Origin of the sequence: Massilia sp. R2A-15 (genome assembly GCF_030704305.1) — a bacterium.
GTDB lineage: Bacteria > Pseudomonadota > Gammaproteobacteria > Burkholderiales > Burkholderiaceae_D > JAFCUW01.
In genome coordinates, this window is record NZ_CP131935.1 from 810,257 (window position 1) to 829,240 (window position 18,984).

General features: G+C 64.3%; 14 protein-coding genes. 10 read left to right on the plus strand and 4 right to left on the minus strand.

Annotation, left to right across the window (positions count from 1 at the left end):
• Positions 1-52 precede the first annotated feature (52 nt).
• From Q4S45_RS03690 to Q4S45_RS03725, 8 genes are all read left to right on the plus strand, one after another.
• Entirely contained in the window at positions 53-694 is a 642-nt protein-coding gene (locus Q4S45_RS03690; RefSeq protein WP_305509252.1) for a CAAX prenyl protease-related protein, read from the plus strand.
• A 170-nt stretch (positions 695-864) separates the two neighbouring features.
• Positions 865-1,965: a GDP-mannose 4,6-dehydratase gene (gene gmd, locus Q4S45_RS03695; protein ID WP_305509255.1), complete on the plus strand. Its 1,101-nt coding sequence runs from the start codon at positions 865-867 to the stop codon at positions 1,963-1,965.
• Between the two features lie 79 nt (positions 1,966-2,044).
• Complete coding sequence (locus Q4S45_RS03700; RefSeq protein WP_305509257.1) at positions 2,045-3,253, plus strand: glycosyltransferase family 4 protein; 1,209 nt, start codon at positions 2,045-2,047, stop codon at positions 3,251-3,253.
• Positions 3,254-3,365: 112 nt separating this feature from the next.
• On the plus strand, positions 3,366-3,515 hold the full coding sequence (locus Q4S45_RS03705; protein ID WP_305509259.1) for a hypothetical protein: 150 nt from the start codon (positions 3,366-3,368) through the stop codon (positions 3,513-3,515).
• Positions 3,512-5,710 carry a glycosyltransferase gene (locus tag Q4S45_RS03710; RefSeq protein WP_305509261.1) on the plus strand — a complete coding sequence of 733 codons (2,199 nt, stop codon included), beginning with the start codon at positions 3,512-3,514 and terminating at the stop codon, positions 5,708-5,710. Before Q4S45_RS03705 ends, Q4S45_RS03710 begins: the two co-directional genes overlap by 4 nt.
• A gap of 243 nt (positions 5,711-5,953) precedes the next feature.
• Positions 5,954-6,952, plus strand: coding sequence for a UDP-glucose 4-epimerase GalE (galE, locus tag Q4S45_RS03715; RefSeq protein WP_305509262.1), 999 nt, complete (start codon positions 5,954-5,956; stop codon positions 6,950-6,952).
• A 10-nt stretch (positions 6,953-6,962) separates the two neighbouring features.
• Positions 6,963-8,129: an NDP-sugar synthase gene (locus tag Q4S45_RS03720; RefSeq protein ID WP_305509264.1), complete on the plus strand. Its 1,167-nt coding sequence runs from the start codon at positions 6,963-6,965 to the stop codon at positions 8,127-8,129.
• Entirely contained in the window at positions 8,126-9,541 is a 1,416-nt protein-coding gene (locus tag Q4S45_RS03725; RefSeq protein WP_305509266.1) for a mannose-1-phosphate guanylyltransferase/mannose-6-phosphate isomerase, read from the plus strand. Before Q4S45_RS03720 ends, Q4S45_RS03725 begins: the two co-directional genes overlap by 4 nt.
• A 102-nt stretch (positions 9,542-9,643) precedes the next feature.
• On the opposite strand, the gene Q4S45_RS03730 is transcribed toward Q4S45_RS03725, so the two are convergent.
• From Q4S45_RS03730 to Q4S45_RS03745, 4 genes are all read right to left on the minus strand, one after another.
• A complete protein-coding gene (locus tag Q4S45_RS03730; protein WP_305509267.1) occupies positions 9,644-11,806 on the minus strand; it encodes a peptidase domain-containing ABC transporter in 2,163 nt (720 codons plus the stop codon).
• Between the two features lie 19 nt (positions 11,807-11,825).
• The gene (locus tag Q4S45_RS03735; RefSeq protein WP_305509268.1) at positions 11,826-13,094 is read right to left on the minus strand and encodes an HlyD family secretion protein; all 1,269 of its coding nucleotides are present in this window, start codon (positions 13,092-13,094) and stop codon (positions 11,826-11,828) included.
• Positions 13,095-13,225: 131 nt separating this feature from the next.
• Positions 13,226-13,750 carry a hypothetical protein gene (locus tag Q4S45_RS03740; protein ID WP_305509269.1) on the minus strand — a complete coding sequence of 175 codons (525 nt, stop codon included), beginning with the start codon at positions 13,748-13,750 and terminating at the stop codon, positions 13,226-13,228.
• A gap of 113 nt (positions 13,751-13,863) precedes the next feature.
• Positions 13,864-14,889 carry a hypothetical protein gene (locus tag Q4S45_RS03745; RefSeq protein ID WP_305509271.1) on the minus strand — a complete coding sequence of 342 codons (1,026 nt, stop codon included), beginning with the start codon at positions 14,887-14,889 and terminating at the stop codon, positions 13,864-13,866.
• Positions 14,890-15,197: 308 nt separating this feature from the next.
• Here Q4S45_RS03745 and Q4S45_RS03750 point away from each other — a divergent pair, with 308 nt between their 5' ends.
• Together Q4S45_RS03750 and Q4S45_RS03755 are read left to right on the plus strand one after the other, a co-directional pair.
• A complete protein-coding gene (locus Q4S45_RS03750; protein WP_305509273.1) occupies positions 15,198-17,054 on the plus strand; it encodes a DUF3857 and transglutaminase domain-containing protein in 1,857 nt (618 codons plus the stop codon).
• A 161-nt stretch (positions 17,055-17,215) separates the two neighbouring features.
• Positions 17,216-18,982 (plus strand): type I secretion system permease/ATPase, encoded by a 1,767-nt coding sequence (locus tag Q4S45_RS03755; protein WP_305509275.1) that lies wholly within the window; start codon positions 17,216-17,218, stop codon positions 18,980-18,982.
• The last annotated feature ends 2 nt before the right edge of the window (positions 18,983-18,984 follow it).

The following is an 18,984-nucleotide window of genomic DNA, read 5'->3' on the forward strand; positions in this document are numbered from 1 at the left end:
CAGCTCCGCCGCCCTCGGCGCCGGGGCGTCACTGTTTCCCCGCGCCGCCCTGGTGCGGGTCCTTCCTTTCGCCGTCTACCTGGCGTTCATCGCGCTGACCGAACTCTTGGCCCGGCTCGGCTGGACCGCGGCCGAACTGCGCTGGCTGTATGCGGTCAAGGCCGCCACGGTGGCGCTGGCGCTAGCCGTGTTCTGGCGCCACTACACCGAGCTGCACATATTCCGCCTGCGGCCGCCGCGCCTGCTTTTCGCGCTGGCCGTGGGGGTGGTCGTGCTGGTGCTGTGGATCGGTCTGGGCGCAGACTGGATGACCATCGGCACGTCGGCCGGCTTCGATCCCACCACGAACGGGCGCATCGACTGGGCGCTGGTGGTGGTGCGCATCGCCGGCGCCGCACTGGTGGTGCCGGTGATGGAGGAGCTGTTCTGGCGCTCCTTCCTGCTGCGCTGGCTCGACAACCCCGACTTCGACACTGTTGCTCCAGCGCAAGTGACGATCAGGAGCGTGCTGATCTCGTCGGTGCTGTTCGGCTTCGAGCACAACCTGTGGCTGGCCGGAATCGTCGCCGGTCTTGCTTACAGTGCACTGTATATGCGCCATCGCACGATCTGGTCCCCCATCCTGGCCCATGCTGTAACCAACGGTTTGCTGGGCGCGTGGGTGGTGCACACGGGTAGCTGGTCCTATTGGTGACAGGAGGGAGGCAGCGGATTGATCATTTGGACATTGACACAATCCGCTGAGTTCCCGACCGGCCCGACTCTTTTTCCTTCTCCCTCACCGCATTCGGCGGAGCGCCCCGCTGCGGCCGCAGCGGCAGCCGCCAGCGCGTCCGCGTCCAGCGGAAACTTGAGGGGGATACCATGAAAAAAGCACTGATCACCGGCATCACGGGGCAGGATGGTTCCTATCTGGCCGAGTTCCTGCTGGAAAAAGGCTACGAGGTGCACGGCCTGCGGCGCCGCGCCTCGCTGCTCAACACCGGGCGCATCGACCATCTGCGCGGAAACGCCGGCTTCCACGTCCATCATGGCGACCTGAGCGACACGTCCAACCTGACCCGCATCCTGCAGCTGGTCCAGCCCGACGAGGTCTACAACCTGGGCGCGATGAGCCACGTGGCGGTGTCGTTCGAGTCGCCCGAGTACACGGCCGACGTCGATGGCGTCGGGGCCGTGCGCCTGCTCGAGGCGATCCGCTGCCTCGGGCTCGGCGCCACCACCCGCTACTACCAGGCGTCGACGTCCGAGCTGTACGGGTTGGTGCGGGAAACCCCGCAGCGCGAAACCACGCCGTTCTATCCGCGCAGCCCGTACGCGGCGGCCAAGCTGTACGCCTACTGGATCACGGTCAATTACCGCGAAGCCTACGGCATGTACGCCTGCAACGGCATCCTGTTCAATCACGAGTCGCCGCGCCGCGGCGAAACCTTCGTCACCCGCAAGGTCACGCGCGCGCTGGCGAACATCGCGCTGGGCCTCGAGCAGCGACTGTTGCTGGGCAACCTGGACGCGCTGCGCGACTGGGGCCACGCGCGCGACTACGTCGAGATGCAATGGCTGATGCTGCAGCAGGACCAGGCCGACGATTTCGTCATCGCCACCGGCCGCCAGTACTCAGTGCGCCACTTCGTCGACATCGCCGCGCGCGAACTGGGGATGGAAATCGCATGGCATGGCAGCGGCGTCGATGAGCACGGCGTCATCGCTTCCATCATGGGGGACCGATGCCGCGGCGCGCGTGTGGGCCAGGCCATCGTCGCCGTCGACCCGCGGTTCTTCCGGCCGACCGAGGTAGATACCTTGCTGGGCGACGCCGGCAAGGCGCGGGCGCGGCTTGGCTGGACGCCGCGGACCAGCTTCGAGTCGATGGTGAAGGAAATGGTGGCGCACGATCTGGACCGCGCGCGCCGCCACAAGCTGCTGCAGGCGAACGGCTACGACGTCGCCATTTCACTGGAGTGAACCCTTGGGCAAGGCATGACCCGGTGATCGACAAGGACGGCCGCAGCAAGCCACGGCTGCGCGTGAAAGGGGCGCTCGCATGAAGATTCTGATGGTGTCCGAAGACCTGCCCGGCGAACAGATCGGCGGATTGGGCAAGCACGTGGTCACGCTGTCGAACGCCTTGCTGGCGCGCGGCCACGAGGTCGCCATCCTCGGCCGCAGTTTCAGTGGCGCCGCCGCCGATGGCAGCGCGCGCCAGATCGGTTTCAATGGCCGCTTCATCCCGGGATTCGATTTCGCGCATCCCGGATGGAAGGAGACGCAGCTCGGCGTGTTCAATCCGCTCAAGCGGCCCTGGTTCGCGCGCAAGATCGCCCGTGCGATCGCCACGCATGCCGCCGGCTTCGACGTGGTGCACTACCACGGCCACCTGCCGATGGTGGCGCTGCACGTCGACCGGGCGCTCAACTTCATCCAGACGCGCCACGACCAGGGCAGCGAATGCATCACCCACCTGCGCTTTCGCGACGGCGTCGTGTGCGCCGCGGCCTCCGCGCGCGCCTGCGCCGGCTGCATCCATCCGGCGCCCGGCCCGCTGCGCGAGCACGTCTCGGCGCTGGCGGTGACGCGCTACCGGCGCGACGCGGCGGAGGCGTTCCGTCGCCACAAGACCATTTTCGTGTCCGATTTCCTGCGCCGCCAGTTCCTGCGCCAGATTCCCGGCGCCGACCTGGCGCGAAGCCGCGTCATCCACAACTTCGTTGATTATTCGATGCTGGCGAATTGCGCGCAGGCGCCGCGCGCCGGGCAAGTGCTGCTGGCCGGGCGCATCGATGCCGGGAAGGGCTTCGGCGAATTCCTGGCCGCGGCGCGCGGGCGCATGCCGCCGGACGCGCGCCTGCTGGTCGTCGGCGACGGCGCGGAACGCGCCGCGCTCGAAGAGCGCTACGCCAGCCGGCAAGTGCGCTTCCTCGGCTGGCGGCCGCACCGGGAAGTGCTCGCGCTGACCGCCCGCAGCCATGTCTGCGTCGTGCCGTCGCGGTGGGAAGAGCCATGCGGCACCACCGTGCTCGAAGCGCTGGCGCTGGGACGGCCCTGCGTCGCACTGGCGCGCGGGGGCACGCCCGAACTGGCCGCCTACCAGCTCCACGCCGGCCAGCTGCAACTGGGCGGGTCGATGGACCGGCTGGTCGCCATGCTGTGCGAGCGGCTCGCGCGGCCGCCGGCGGCGCAGCCGCTGCCTCCCGCGGCCGCGCTCGATGTGATCCATGCGGTGCCGAAGATCCTCGACTACTACGCCGAATAAGCCCGCAGTGCGGGCGCCCAGCCGATCACCCTGAACGGATCAAGGTCGCCCTACGCGGCCGGTGCTACGCTTTCAAGGTCGGGTCCGCCGGATCCGATCCCGGGAGGCGGCCATGCGGCAGGTAATCCTGATCCACGCGCACAAGAACCTGGACCAGCTCAGCGCGCTGGTGGTCCGCATGGCGGACGACGAGTTCCTGACCTGTCTCAACCCCGCCGCCGGCGGCGCGCCGCGGCTCCGGCGCGAAGCGTGCGCGCCATGAAGCGCATCGCCTTCATCGTCCGCGACCCTTTGCCGCCGACCCGGGCCGACGTGGCGACGCTGTTCGGCGCCGAACTGCCGCGCCACGGCATCGACAGCGAATTGATCGGGCAGGGGAAGACCCGCAGCGTGCTGGCGCTTGCTGCGAGCCCTTTGCGGGACGCGCTTGGCCTGTGGCGCGCGCGCCGCGTCGACGGCATCCAGGTGCGCGACAAGATCGCCAGCGGCGTGCTGGCCCGCGTCGCCGCCGCGATCCTCGGCGTCCCGTTCGTCTACTGGATGTCGTTCCCGGTCGTCGAAGGCTTCGAGGCGCGGCGCGACGAGATTGGCCGCGCCGGCCGCGGCCCGCGCTGGGCTGCCCATGCGCTGCGCGCGCGTGTGGCGCGGCTGGTGCTGTACCGGCTGGTGCTGCCTGGCGCGCGCCACGTGTTCGTGCAGAGCGACGCGATGGCGTCATGGCTGGCCGGGCAGGGCGTGCCGCGCGCGCGCATGAGCGCGGTGCCGATGGGCGTGGACGCGGCGCTGTTCGAGCGCGCGGCCATCGAGCCGGCGCGCGATCCGCGCCTGGACGGGCGCCGCGTCATCCTCTACCTGGGCCGCGTCTCGCAGTCGCGCCAGTCGGGCTTCCTGCTCGACGTGGTCGAAGCGCTGCGCCGCGGCATACCCGGCATCCTGCTGGTGATTGCCGGCGACGCGTCATCGTCGGCCGACATGGCGTGGATGCGCGGCCTGATCGGGGAGCGCCGCCTCGGTGAGCATGTGGTGCTGACCGGCTGGCTGCCGCAGCGAAAAGCGCTCCGCTACGCGGTGCGGGCGGAAGTCGCCCTGTCGCCGCTCCCGCGCGGCACGCTGTTCGACGGTTCGTCGCCGGCGAAGCTGATGGAATACCTTGCGCTCGGCATTCCCTGCGTGGCCAGCGACATCCCCGACCAGGCACTGGCGATCGAGCAGAGCGGGGCGGGCGTGCTCGCGCCCATGTTGCCCGGCCCCTTCAGCGAAGCCGTGCGCGCGCTGCTCGACGATCCCGCGCAGCGCGCGCGCCTGGCCAAACTGGGGCCGCCGTGGGTTGCGCGCCACCGCACCTACGCCATCCTCGGCGCACAGGTGGCCGAGACCTACGAGCGCATCCTGCCGGAGGTGCCGCGCGTGCTGATGATCGGCACGGCGCCGGGCGGGCGCGGCGGCATCGCTTCGGTGGTCGGCGTGCTGCGCGCCGGCGGCCTGTTCGAGCGCGCGGCGGTGCGCTACGTGGTGTCGCACCGCGCGGGCGCGCACCACGTCGGCGCGCGCGCCGCGCTCTCCGCATTCTTGAGCACCGTTGCCGCCTGCCTGCGCCGGCGGCCGGAAGTGGTGCACGTCCACTCGGCCACGCGCGCCAGCTTTGCGCGCAAATCGCTGCTACTGCTGCTCGCGCGCGCGGCCGGCTGCCGTACCATCTTCCATTTGCACGGCGCCCAGTTCGGCCGCTTTGCCGCGACCGGGGCCTGGGCGCCGATGCGCTGGTGGATTCGCCGCACGCTCGAGCGCAGCACCGCCGTGATCGCGCTGTCGGACCGCTGGGCAGCATTCGTGCGCGGCTACGCGCCGGCCGCGCGCGTGGTCGTGGTGCCCAACGCGGTCGCGCTGCCGGCAAGCGCCGACCGCAGCCGCGAGGAGCGCGGCCGCATCCTGTTCCTCGGCCGCGCCGACGCCGGCAAGGGCGTGTTCGACCTGCTCGCGGCGGTGGCGCTGCTGGCGCCGGCGCTGCCGCATATCCGGCTGGTGATCGGCGGCGCCGGCCAGCTGGCGCTGCTGCGCCGGCGCGCGGAAGAACTTGGCATCGGCGCGCGCGTGATCTTGCCGGGCTGGCTGGACGCGCGCGCCAGGGAGCGCGAGATGGCGCGCGCGCAGGTGTTCTGCCTGCCGTCGCACGCGGAGGGGCTGCCGATGGCGATGCTCGAAGCCATGGCCGCGGGAAAAGCGATCGTGGCCAGCGCCGTCGGCGGCGTCCCCGACGCGATTGCCGACGGCGCCAACGGCGTGCTGGTGGCGCCGCGCGACCCAGCCGCGCTGGCGGCGGCGCTCGGCAAGCTGCTGGCCAGCCGGGCGCTGCGCGAGTGCATGGGCGACGCGGCCAGCGCCACCGTGCGCGAACGCTTCAGCGCCGAAGGCGCGGTCGGCGCCTTGAGCGCGCTGTACCGGGAGCTTGGGGCCTGAAGGCGGCGCGCGCGCGGCATCGAGAATCCGGCGCTGGGCTGGCAACCGCGCCCGCCCTGCGGCGTTCTCAAAATAACAACTCTATCGAACGGGGTTCCGGTAGAGTGCCGGATTACAATAACATTTTTCCATTAAACATCGATTTCCCGATTGCGGTTGTGGTGGCGCGGCGCTGGTGCACAATCAGTCTGTTCGCGGGTCCGCCCGCGGGAGTTTTTGAATTTTTTTAGAGCGAATACGACAATGAATATCCTCGTTACCGGCGGCATGGGCTACATCGGTTCCCACACCTGCGTCGAGCTGCTCCAGGCGGGCCACCAGGTGGTGATCCTCGATAACCTGTGCAACAGCGATCCGGGCGTGCAGGCGCGCGTCGAGCGCATCGCGGGCAAGAAGGTCCAGTTCGTGAAAGCGGATATCCGCGACCGCGCCGCCATCGAGGCGGCGTTTGCCGCCCACCCGGTCGACGCGGTAATCCACTTCGCCGGCCTGAAGGCGGTCGGCGAATCGGTCGAGCAGCCGCTGCGCTACTACGACAACAACGTCACCGGCAGCATCGCGCTGTTCGAGACGATGGAAAAGTTCGGCGTGCGCACGCTGGTGTTCAGCTCGTCGGCGACGGTCTACGGTGACCCGGCCTCGGTGCCGATCACCGAGGATTTCCCGCTGTCGGCCACCAACGCCTACGGCCGCAGCAAGCTGATGATCGAAGAAATGCTGCGCGACCTTTCGCGCGCCAGGCCGGAATGGCGCATTGCGCTGCTGCGCTATTTCAATCCGGTGGGCGCCCACGAGAGCGGGCTGATCGGCGAGACCCCGAACGGCATCCCGAACAACCTGGTCCCGTACATCGCCCAGGTCGCCAGCGGCGAGCGCGCGCAGCTGTCGGTGTACGGCAACGACTATCCGACCCCGGACGGCACCGGCATGCGCGACTACATCCACGTCGTCGACCTGGCGATCGGCCACGTCAAGACGCTGGCCAGGCTGGCGGCCGCGCCCGGCGTGGTGACCTACAACCTGGGGACCGGACGCGGCAACAGCGTGCTCGAGATGATCCAGGCCTTCGAGCAGGCCAGCGGCAAGAAGATCCCGTACAAGATCGTCGCGCGGCGCCCGGGCGACATCGCCAAATGCTACGCCGACCCGGCGCGCGCGCTGTCCGAGCTGGGCTGGAGCGCCGAGCGCAACATCGCCCAAATGTGCGCCGATTCCTGGCGCTACCAGTCAACTGCGAAGTAAGGACACGGACATGAAAGCAATGATCCTGGCGGCCGGCAAGGGCACCCGCGTGCGGCCGCTGACCTACGATTTACCCAAGCCGATGATCCCGCTGCTGGGCAAGCCGGTGATGGCCTACCTGGTCGAGCACCTGGCCAAGTACGGCGTCAACGAGATCATGGTCAACGTCAGCTATTTGCACGACAAGATCGAGGAATACTTCGGCGAGGGCCACCAGTTCGGCGTGCAGATCGGCTACTCGTTCGAGGGCTACACCAAGGACGACGGCGAAGTGGTGCCGATGCCGATCGGCTCGGCCGGCGGCATGAAGAAGATCCAGGAGTTCGGCGGCTTCTTCGACCAGACCACGATCGTGCTGTGCGGCGACGCGCTGATCGACCTCGACCTGAAGTCGGCCCTGTTCGAGCACCGCCGCAAGGGCGCGCTGGCGTCCGTGGTGACCAAGGAGGTGCCGTGGGACAAGGTGTCGAGCTACGGCGTGGTGGTGGCCGACGCCGACGGGCGCATCACCGAGTTCCAGGAAAAGCCCAGCCAGGAAGAGGCGCGCTCGAACTTCATCAGCACCGGCATCTATATCTTCGAGCCGGAAGTGATCGACCTGATTCCGTCGGGCGTGCCGTTCGACATCGGCTCGCAGCTGTTCCCGCTGCTGGCCGAGCGCGGCCTGCCGTTCTACGCCCAGCGCCGGCCGTTCAACTGGCTCGACATCGGCAGCGTGTCCGACTATTGGGAAGTGCTGCAGAACGTGCTGATGGGCGAAGTGGCGCACATGGACGTGCCCGGCACGCGCGTCGAGGAGGGCCTGTGGGTGGGCCTGAACACCAGCATCGACTGGCACGGCACCACCATCGAAGGGCCGGTGTACATCGGCTCGGGCACCCGGATCGAGTCGGGCGTGCATATCGTCGGGCCGACCTGGATCGGCCACGGCAGCCACATCTGCGAAGGCGCGGAAGTGGTGCGCAGCGTGTTATTTGAATATACTCGGGTGTTGCCGGATGTCAGCCTGCATGAGATGATCGTGTTCAAGGATTACAGTGTCGACCGCAAGGGCGACATGAAGCACGTTTCGGAATATTCGTCGGAAGAATGGGTCAACGCGCGCGACCGCCGCAACAAGCGGCGCAAGGAAAGCCCGGCCGCTTCCGTTTCAACAGAACAGAAAGAACGTCCATGAAAATTTATCCAGTCATCCTGTCCGGTGGATCCGGAACCCGCCTGTGGCCGCTGTCGCGCGCGGTGCTGCCCAAGCAACTGCTGCCGCTGGTGTCCGACAAGACCATGCTGCAGGAAACCGTGCTGCGGGTGGCCGACTGGCCGGGCCTGATGGCGCCGGTGGTGGTGTGCGGCAACGATCACCGCTTCCTGGTGGCCGAGCAGCTGCGCGAGATCGGCGTCGCTCCGCTCGGCATTCTGCTCGAGCCGGCCGGACGCAACACGGCGCCGGCGGTGGCCGCGGCCGCGCACTTCCTGGCCAAGCTTGACCCCGAGGCGGTGATGCTGGTGCTGCCGGCCGACCACGTGATCCTCGACCGCGCCGCGTTTTCCGCCGCCGTGCAGCGGGCCGCGGCACCGGTCGCCGGCGGCGCGCTGGCCACCTTTGGCATCGTGCCGCAGGGTCCCGAAACCGGCTACGGCTACATCCGCCGCGGCGCCGCGCTCGATGCCGAGGGCTGCTTCGCGGTCAACCGCTTCGTCGAGAAGCCGGACCGCGCCACGGCCCAGCAATTCGTCGACGACGGCGGCTACTACTGGAACAGCGGCATGTTCCTGTTCCGCGCCGACCGCTACCTGTCCGAGCTGGCGCGCTGCAAGCCGGAGATCGCCGCGGCGGCCGAAGCGGCGGTGCGGCTCGGCTACAGCGACCTTGACTTCTGCCGCCTGCACGAGGACTCGTTCAACGCCTGCCCGTCCGACTCGATCGACTACGCCGTCATGGAGAAGACCGAGCGCGCCGTGGTGGTGCCGGCCGACATCGGCTGGAGCGACGTCGGCTCCTGGTCGGCGCTGTGGGAAGTGCAGCAGCGCGACGGCGACGGCAACGCCAAGCGCGGCGATGTCTACCTCGACGGCGTGAGCAACTCGCTGGTGCGTGCCGAAAGCCGCATCGTGGCCGTGGTCGGCGTGCAGGACCTGGTGGTGGTGGAAACGCGCGACGCGGTGCTGGTGGCGCACAAGGACCAGGTGCAGCGCGTCAAGCAGGTGGTGGACCACCTGAAGGCGCAGGCGCGCACCGAGCACCTGCACCACACCAAGGTGTACCGGCCGTGGGGCCACTACGAGGGCATCGACATGGGCGACCGCTTCCAGGTCAAGCGCATCACGGTCAAGCCGGGCGAGAAGCTGTCGCTGCAGATGCACCATCACCGCGCCGAGCACTGGGTGGTGGTCAGCGGCACGGCGCGCGTGACCTGCGGCGATACCATCAAGCTGCTGTCGGAAAACGAATCGACCTACATCCCGATCGGCATGAATCACCGACTCGAGAACCCGGGCAAGGTGCCGCTGCACATCATCGAGGTGCAGTCGGGCAGCTATCTGGGCGAAGACGACATCGTGCGCTTCGAGGACATCTACCAGCGCGCCTGACTGGGCGCCGGCAACAAGCGAAGGGGGCTGCGGCCTCCTTTTTTTCGCCGCACTCACGAAGGCCGCGGAGTCTGGTCCTGCGGACCTGACCCCATTCGTCGCTCAAACCGGTCGCACGGATTTCTCGGACTCCGCCATTTGACGCGGAGCGATTCCGGTGCCAGCCGTGACATCAACGAATTTTCCTTGCTCAAGCCGGACGATACGATCGGCAATTGCGATAGTCTGTGGGCGGTGGGCGATCATGATCCGGGTGATATCGAGCGCCGCGATTGCCTCGCCTATCATGGCTTCGTTCCCAACGTCCAGCTGGCTCGTGGCCTCGTCGAGGAGCAGGATTTTCGGGCGTCGATACAGAGCGCGCGCCAGCAGTACCCGTTGTTTCTGGCCACCCGATAGTACCGAACCCATGTCTCCAACGAGCGTTTGGTAGCCCATCGGCATCTGGACGATTTCATCATGGATGCAAGCGGACCGGGCGCAGGCGTGAAGCCATTCAGTGTCGGGTTTCGGATCGAGAAACGCGATATTGTCGTACACCGAACCAGCGAAAAGATGGTCGTCTTGCATGACCGTCGCGACCACGTTTCGGTAATTTTGCAGCCCCAGCTGCGCGACCGAAAGACCGCCAAGGTGAATTTTCCCCTTTTCCGGTTTGAGAATACCGAGGATGAGTTTCAAATAAGTCGTCTTGCCACAGCCCGAAGGCCCGATGATCGCCACGCACTCGCCCGGCTTTACCTTCAGCGTGGCACCGTTCAACAGCAGGGCATCGTCCGCCGCGTATCGAAAGCTCACATCTTCCAGCGCAAGGGTCAGATCGTCGGACGGTTCACGCCGGTGGGCGATGTTGCGTTCTTCCGGCGCGGTGAGAACAATGTCCGCCAGCCGTTCGGCCGAAATACCGAGCATCTTGAATTCAACGACGCTGTCGATCAGGCGATTGATCCGGCCGGCGAACTGCTCCTTGTAGCTCAGGAAGGCAAACAGCATTCCAAGCGACATCCGGTGATCTATCACGGCCACCGCGCCCAGCCAGAATACAAAGGCGCGCTCCACAGAAGAGATGAAAGACCAGCTGGTTCCGAATAGCAAGCTGAGCTTTTGCATGACCAGGCCGGCATTGGTGGCATCGACCCACAGATTCAGCCACGCAGTGCGGCGCTCGCGCTCCCGATTGCACATCTTGATCGTGCGAACCCCGCGTACCGTTTCAAGAAAGAAGGTTTGTTCCTTTGCCTGCTTTGCGATCATGCCGGTCGCCGCTGTTCTCTCGGCACTGTAGCGCAGCCACCGCAGGGTGCCGTACAGGCTCACCGCTCCCACTGTCACACCTGCCAGGGCCGGAGCGTAAAGCACCATCATGACAAGGGTTCCGATCGCCAGCAAGCCGTCGAGGGCGGCTTCAATGGCGGCATTCGTCAGTCCATGTTCAATCGATTTTACGGCGCCGAATCGTGACACGATGTCGCCTACGTGGCGTCGCTCGAAATATTCGACGGGCAGTTTCATCATGCGCCCCATTACGTTGGACATCCACTGCATGTTGAAGCGAGCGCTGATATACATACCGATGTAGGAGCGTACCGCTCCAATCACGGCGGTCGACAGCCCGATCGCGACCATGCCGAAGCCGAGCACCGTCAAAAGGTCGCGATCTCCGCCGACGATGGCTTCATCGGTGATCCACTGAGTCAGGATCGGCAGGGCCAGAGCCAACACTTCGATCACGAGTGCCAAACCCAATAGCTGCGCCAACCCTCGCTTGAGTCCGACGACCTTGCCGATCAACGCCTTCAATTCGATCGCGGGAGGCGGCGCCTTGCGCCTGAACGCCATGCCAGGCTCAAGTTCTATTGCGATGCCGGTGAAGTGGTCTGAAACGGTCTTGAGACGCAGTTTCAGGGCGCCGATCGCCGGATCGTGAATGTAGGCCCATCCCCCTGTGAGGGTGTGGAGGACGACAAAATGGTTGAGGTTCCAGTGCAAGATGGCGGGCAGCTGTAACTGCGACAATTCGGCCAGTTCAAGTTGCAATGGCCGGCACGCCATTCCCATCTGGTCTGTCACCTCGGCGATGTGGGCGACGGTGGCGCCCTTTAGCGAAACCGGATAACGCTTGCGCATTTCGGCGACATCGGTTTCGTGGCCGTGGTAGGAGGCGACCATTGCAATGCACGCCAGGGAACATTCCGCCGCCTCGGTTTGCATTAACACCGGCACGCGCTGGCTCCAGCCGAGTTTCAGGTCCTTGACCAGATTCATGATCTTGCCTTTTCGGGATTCAGCCGCGGCGGAGGCTGTACAGCGGTTCCAACACCCATTCGTAGATCCGGCGGGTATCGAGCTGGACTTCGGCGTCGAGCTGCATGCCTGGCCGCAATCGTTGCTGGCTTCCGTAGGCGTCGATGAGCTGCTTGTCCAGCTGGACCCGCACGGTGTACATCGGCTCGCCGGTTTCCGTGCTGGTCGCAAGGCGCGTGCCAGCCGAACTCTCCGATGCGCGCACAGGGCTGTCGGCAATCGACATCACTTTGCCCTCGGCCACCCCAAATTTTTGGTAAGGAAAGGCATCGAGCTTTAGTTTGACCGCTTGACCGGGCTTGAGGAATCCCAGCGCTCTGCTCGGCGCATACAGGATCGCCTGCAGCTTGCTGTTGCTCGGCACAACAGTGACTAGCGGAACGCCGATGGCTGCGTTCTGGTGGTGAGAAATCGTGAGCGACGACACGGCGCCGTCGCACGGCGCAAGCACCGACCATTCATGATTGTTTTGCTGCTTGCTCAATTCCGACTCAGTGGTGGAAATGCTTCTACTAAGCTGGGCCTCGGCCACTTGTTCGCGTAGCGGACTGTTTTCCAGTTCGAGCGTCAGCCGCGCGATATCGGCGTCGGCGCTGGTCGCCTGCTTTTGCAAACCTTGCAGGCGCATTTGCTGATCCATCAGTTCATCGATTTTCTGCTGCGTCTGCATGGCGGGCATGAAGCCGGATTTTTGCAGCGACTTGAAGCGCGCAACCATCCGTTCCGCCGACTTTACCCGCGCTGCCTGCGTTTGCGTTTCGCTGCGCAACGTGGCGCGATTGCGCTGCGCAGCATCAAGATCCCGGCGCATCGTTGCCACGCTTGCCACATGCAGCTTCGCGGTGCCGCCAAGCTCTTGGCGAAGTGCTGCTAGTTGTTCGGTCAATTTGGCGTCGAGTCCCACTTCGATGGCCTTACCGTCTGCGCCAACGTGCTCCGATTCGAATATGAGCAAGACCTGCCCTTTTCGCACTTGTTGGCCCTCCTGGACGCGCAACGTTTTCAGGGTGCCGCCTTGCGGGGCATAAAGTTTGACCACGCCCTCGCTCGGCTCGAGTACGCCCGATATGCTGGCGTGCCGGGTATATTTACCGACGTACGCAAAGGAGCAAAGTGCCGTCAGCAGGGCAGTAGCCAATGCCACTATAAAATAGTTCGAAACTGGATAGACCAACAGCACGTCGCCGAAAGCGCGCTTGCCGTCGGAATCGAGGACTTCTGCCCGAAATACACTTTGGCCGGACGCCATAAGTTTCTCTCCTACACGCGCTGGAATAAGTGTCAAAAAGGCGTTCGCCTTTTTGACAAGAAACAGGTTGGAGCGTCAGGGCCGCGCGGTCCAGCCCCAAGTGCTACAGCTCATGGCGCAAATGGCGAACATCAGCAGATTTCCGCGTTATATTCATCGAGACCATCACCGCCGCCGCCAACGCCGCCGCCAAAGCCGCCGCCCGCGCCGCCGCTTTCGCCTCCAGCCCATGCGCCCCCATCACCCCAACCAGCGCTGTCTCCCCAGCCATCGCTACCGAAGTCGGCAAAACCCTCGAAGACGGAACCGTCCGAGGTGTCGCTGCTCGTCGGGGTGATCGTTGTATCCTTTTTTGTCTCACATTCGAGGTTCGGCTTGCACGTCTTGGTCTCGGTCGTAGTTTTGATGACATCGACGCCTGCGTCCAACCCGACCATCCGTTTGACCAGTCCTGTTATGCCTATTGACGCGTGCACTACGGTGATGTCAACCGTAGTGGTCACGGAATTGCCGTTGGCTAATTGGCAGAGCTGCGACGAACTCGACACATCGATATCCCGCGACTTGATGTGTGTCGGCACCGCTGGCGCACACACCATACCCGTCGTTCCGCCGCCAGCGACGAAATCCCACTTCGCATGTTCCAAACTTCTCATATCATTTCTCCATGGTTGAGGTCAAAAGGTTTGCGCAATGGCATGCGCGATATCGCTAACGTGGCCGCCCGCGGCACCACGCTCAAACGATTCGTTGGTGAATCACATTCGGCTCACTTGACCACGCTTATCGTGAAACCCGTCTTCTCCAGACGCAAGAGCAATCCGTCACATCGTTTCTTGTCGTTCGGCGCCGGTTGGAATACGTGCGCCATTCCCAAGGCATAAAATCTAATCCCACCGCCCAGGTTTTGCTTCATCTTGGCCAACCACTTGTCGTTACGGTCACACACGATCGGGGCATCGCCATAACCGGCCAGTGCGTCGACCAGAACACCGTTCAATTGCTTGTCGCGCACCGCATCGACGAAGCCCTCATCCATGCGCACGAGCTCATTTTTCGATGGAGGCGCGAACTTCGTCGGATCAAGCAATGCGAGCCACCGCTGCAAATAGCGGGGCCGATCTTTCCCTAGGCCGCAATAGGCATTGACCAAGTCGTATTTCTCGTCGATCGACGCATTTGCCTTTTTGCCATCCTTTTGCCGGCGATACGCGATGTAGCGGGCGATTTCTGGTCGAGACGCGTAGCCGGCATCCGCCTTCGGCAGTCTTTCGGGATGTGATTCTTGGGTTTTGGTCAGATACGAGCCCATTGCAATGATTAACCCGTATTCGGACAAGTCACGCGTGAGACTGTGCGCGAAAATACGGGATGCTTCGCGCGCCTGCAGACGGTCGTTCTCGGTGTCGCCCGGCATTGCGGCGGCAGGCGGGATAATATTTAACAGTGCCCGCGCCACATCCGCGTGCGCTTTTCCAAGGATTTCGCGGTTTTCCGTAGTGTCGGCGAAAGGTATCGGACACGCTGGCGCGTCGGCCGGCAGCATGCCCGACGATTCATGCAAAAATAGATCCGCTTGCATTGCGATAGGTACGACCGTCCTGTAGAAATAGTCGTCGTGTTCGGCCGCCAGACCGTTGTGGGTCACCGGCAGAATATAGAATTTTCCTGTTACGCCTTGTTCATTTTTCCCGGTGACTTCCCACAGCCTGGGCGGCGCTTCTGCAGCATTTGCAGCCACGCAAAATCCGACAATTGCAAACGTGTTGAGCACCGTTCTAGAAGTGAGATTCATTCTGTACCTACGCTGGTTCGTTCGAAAAATTACCATGGTGCATTGCCGCTCTACCATTTAATGCCAATGCGATAATGATGCAAGCAAGTTAATTTGTGTTGACAATTCGCAATGATAAGGTGGAAAGAAGCGCAAGCGGGACCCTTGCTTGAAATGCATCAGGGATGCGTGGTCCGGCCAGCTGCGCCCAGCTGTTTTTTGCCTAGTTGGGTAACGAAACAGTTGGACGGAGGACGCCTATCTCCGGATGTGACACTACGCAATCCTCAGCAACATTTCGTTGGCATTTCCACAATTCCGGGCGCTTAATGAGCGATCTCCTTTTTTCGGAAATCGCCATGCGCTCAACCCCATTCAGCTTGCTTTCCCTGCTTCTCGCAACTGCCGGCTCGGCATTGTTCTTCGCTGCGCAGGCCGCGGTGCCGGATCCCTCGGCGACAATTGAAAAAGACCAGCGAACTTATCTGATCAATCCCAACGGCACGGCGGCGATGACGCGCGACCTGGCGATTCGGATTAACAGTGCGCCGGCGATCGCCAAGTTCGCCAATCAGGCCTTCGATTACAACGCCACGCTGGAAACGCTCGATATCGTCGGCGCCTATACCGAAAAGCCCGATGGCCGCAGGGTGCCCGTACCGCCCGACCGTATCCGTGAACAGCAGGCGCAAGGTTCGCGCGATACGACCCTGTTCGCGGACGAACGCATCAAGGTCGCGATCTTCCCGCAGGTGGAAGTCGGCGACCGGCTGGTGATGCAGATTCGGCAGAACCAGATCGCAGCCCTGATTCCGGGCCAATTCCAGGACATCGTCATGCCGCCGGAGCAGGCGGCGCCCCAGCAGCGATTGATTTATGACCTGCCGGCGGGCATGGCCTTGTATGCCGACGCGCGCGGCTACGTCGCAAGGCCGGTTGACGCGGCGCCTGGGCGCAAGCGCTACCAGTACGAATATGCAGAGCACGATCGCGCCGAGCACGAACGTGGCGCGGTATCCCCGCTCGACGTCGCCGACCGGCTGGTTGTGTCGACCATGGCCGACTACGCAGCGCTGGCCGCCGCGTATGAACGTGGCGCCCAGGGCAAGGCGGCCGTCTCGCCTGCGATCCGCGCGCTTGAACAAAGCATCACGCAGGGCGCCGATGGGCCGCGCGCGAAGGCGCTGCTGTTGGCCGACTGGGTGCGCAAGCATATCCGCTACGTGGCGGTCTATATTGGCCACGGCGGCGTCGTCCCGCATTCAGCTGATGAAGTTCTGGAGCAGCGTTATGGCGACTGCAAGGACCACGCGACCCTGCTCGAGGCGCTGCTCGCATCGGCCGGTATCGACAGCACGCCTGCGCTGATCAGTTCGGGCAGCGCATTCACGCTGCCTTCGGTCGCGGCGGTTGGCGTGCTCAATCACGTGATCACCTATGTGCCGAGCCTGGACCTGTTCGTCGACGCGACGGCAGAGAAAGTCGCCGCTGGCTTTCTGCCGCAAGCGGACCTGGACAAGCAGGTGGTGCTGACGAAAACGGGAGCACTGGCCCGCACGCCCGCGCGGCAAAAGACCAAGGTGCTGGTCGAATCGAGATTCGTGATCGACGCGCACGGCGATTACAAGATTGTTCGCACCACCACCGCGCAGGGTGCGGCCGCCGAGCATTACCGGCGTCGCGACCCCGATGCGGGCCCGCACAGGTCAGAGGAAACGACCGTGGTCGAGCCGGGCATGATCGATGGTGGGGGGGACGAGTACGTGTACAAGGAAACAATTCGCGGCAAATCGCCGTCACCAGATCAGAAACATATCGACCTGTGGGCGGAACAGGCAGCCGGGCCCGCTATCTCGTGGCTTGTGACGACCCGAGACATGGTCGCAGAGAAATCGCGCATTCATCCGTATCCGTGCGCGGCGGAGGAAATCGAACAGCGCACGCACATTCGGGTTCCCGCCAGATTTCGGCTTGCCAAGCTGCCGCCGCCCGTGGCGCTGAAGACGGCGCAGTTTGACTACAACGCCGAATACCTGCGCGAAGGGCAGGCCATCTTGGTTCACCAACGCTACCATGCGCATCCAACGCGTGCCTTTTGCACGCCGGACGAGGCGAAGGCGCGGCAAGCGCTGTGGGGGGAGATGATGATGGACACGGTGCAATTGATGCGATTCGCGAAGCAGTAGGCGCCGGCGACGGGTTGCGGCTTCAAAACATCACTTCCACAAAAATTCCAGAATTGTTGTGACTCTGATCATGTTTATTGCAGGAATTCAGCGATAATTCCCCGCAAGCTTGTTTTCCCGACGAGGTACGCCTCGCAACCCGATCAGAGCGCAACGATTCAATGAAATCAAAAAATTCTTCCGTCAAGAACGAAATTGAATTGACGCTGGCGTCGTTCAAGCGCGTCTTCTTTACCGTCGGCGCATTTTCGGCGATCAGTAATCTGCTCATGCTGGTGCCATCCCTCTACATGCTGCAGGTGTACGACCGGGTGCTGGCCAGCCGCAATGAGATTACCTTGCTGATGCTCACCTTGATGATGCTCGGCGCCTACTTGCTGATGAGTGCTCTGGAGGTGGTGCGCACTTTCGTGCTGGTGCGGGTGGGCGCCCAGTTCGACATGCGCCTCAACAAGCGGGTGTACACCGCCGCATTCGAACAGAATTTGAAGAAATCCGGCGGCAACGCCGGCCAGGCGCTGGCCGACCTGACCACTGTCCGTCAATTTCTCACCGGTAACGCGTTGTTCGCATTTTTCGACGCACCGTGGTTCCCGGTGTATTTGATCGTTATTTTCCTGTTCGAGCCCGCGCTCGGCTTGTTTGCCCTGACCGGCACCGCCGTGCTGGTGAGCCTGGCGTTCATCAACGAAAAAGTGACCAAGGCGCCGCTGGCCGAAGCCAATGCAATGGCGATCGCCTCGACCACGCTGGCGACGAACAACCTGCGCAACGCCGAAGTCATCGAATCGATGGGCATGCTGCCCAATCTGCTGGCGCGCTGGTTCAAACTGCATGGCAAATTCCTGCACCTGCAGGCCGAGGCGAGCGAAAAAGGCGGCATGGTCGGCGCCGTCACGAAATTTGTCCAGGTATCGCTGCAGTCGCTGGTTCTCGGCTTTGGCGCGCTGCTGGTCATCGAGGGCAAGATCACCCCCGGCATGATGATCGCCGCGTCGATCCTGGTCGGGCGCGCGCTGGCGCCGGTGCAGCAGGTGATCGGCGTGTGGAAAAGCTACAGCAGCACGCGCAGCGCCTATGAGCGCCTGGTGACGCTGCTGGCGGCCAATCCGGCGCGTCCCGCGGGCATGGCATTGCCCAAGCCGCTGGGCGCGCTCACGGTCGAAGGCGTCACCGCCGCGCCGCCGGGTTCCGCCACTCCCGTGATCAAGGGCCTGAATATCGCCATCGCCGCCGGCGACGTGGTCGGCGTCATCGGCCCGAGCGGCTCGGGCAAATCGACGCTGGCGCGGCTGCTGGTGGGCGTCTGGTCCGCGCAAGTGGGCAAGGTACGCCTCGACGGCGCCGATATCTATTCCTGGAACAAGGCCGAGCTGGGCCCGCATATCGGCTACCTGCCGCAGGATATCGAGCTGTTTGCCGGCTCGGTCAGCGACAACATCGCCCGCTTCGGCGAGGTCGATCCGGCGCGTGTGGTGGAGGCGGCCAAGCGCGCCGGCGTGCACGACATGATCCTGCACTTTGCGCAAGGCTACGACACCGTACTCGGCGACGGCGGAGCCGGCCTGTCCGGCGGCCAGCGCCAGCGCCTCGGCCTGGCGCGCGCGATGTACGGCGACCCGTCGGTGCTGGTACTCGACGAGCCGAACTCGAACCTGGACGACGTCGGCGAGCAGGCGCTGGTGCAGGCGCTGAGCGAACTGCGCCAGCGCGGCAAGACCATCATCCTGATCACCCATCGCACCAGCGCGGTCGGCGTGACCAACAAGCTGCTGTTGCTGCGCGACGGCGTCGCCGAGATGTTCGGGCCGACGAAGCAGGTGCTGGCGGCGCTGCAGGAAGCGGGCCAGAAACAGGCGCAGGCGCAGTCGGCGCAACAGGCACAGCGGGCCCGGGCCGCGGCGGCAGTCACTACTGAACAGGAATGAAC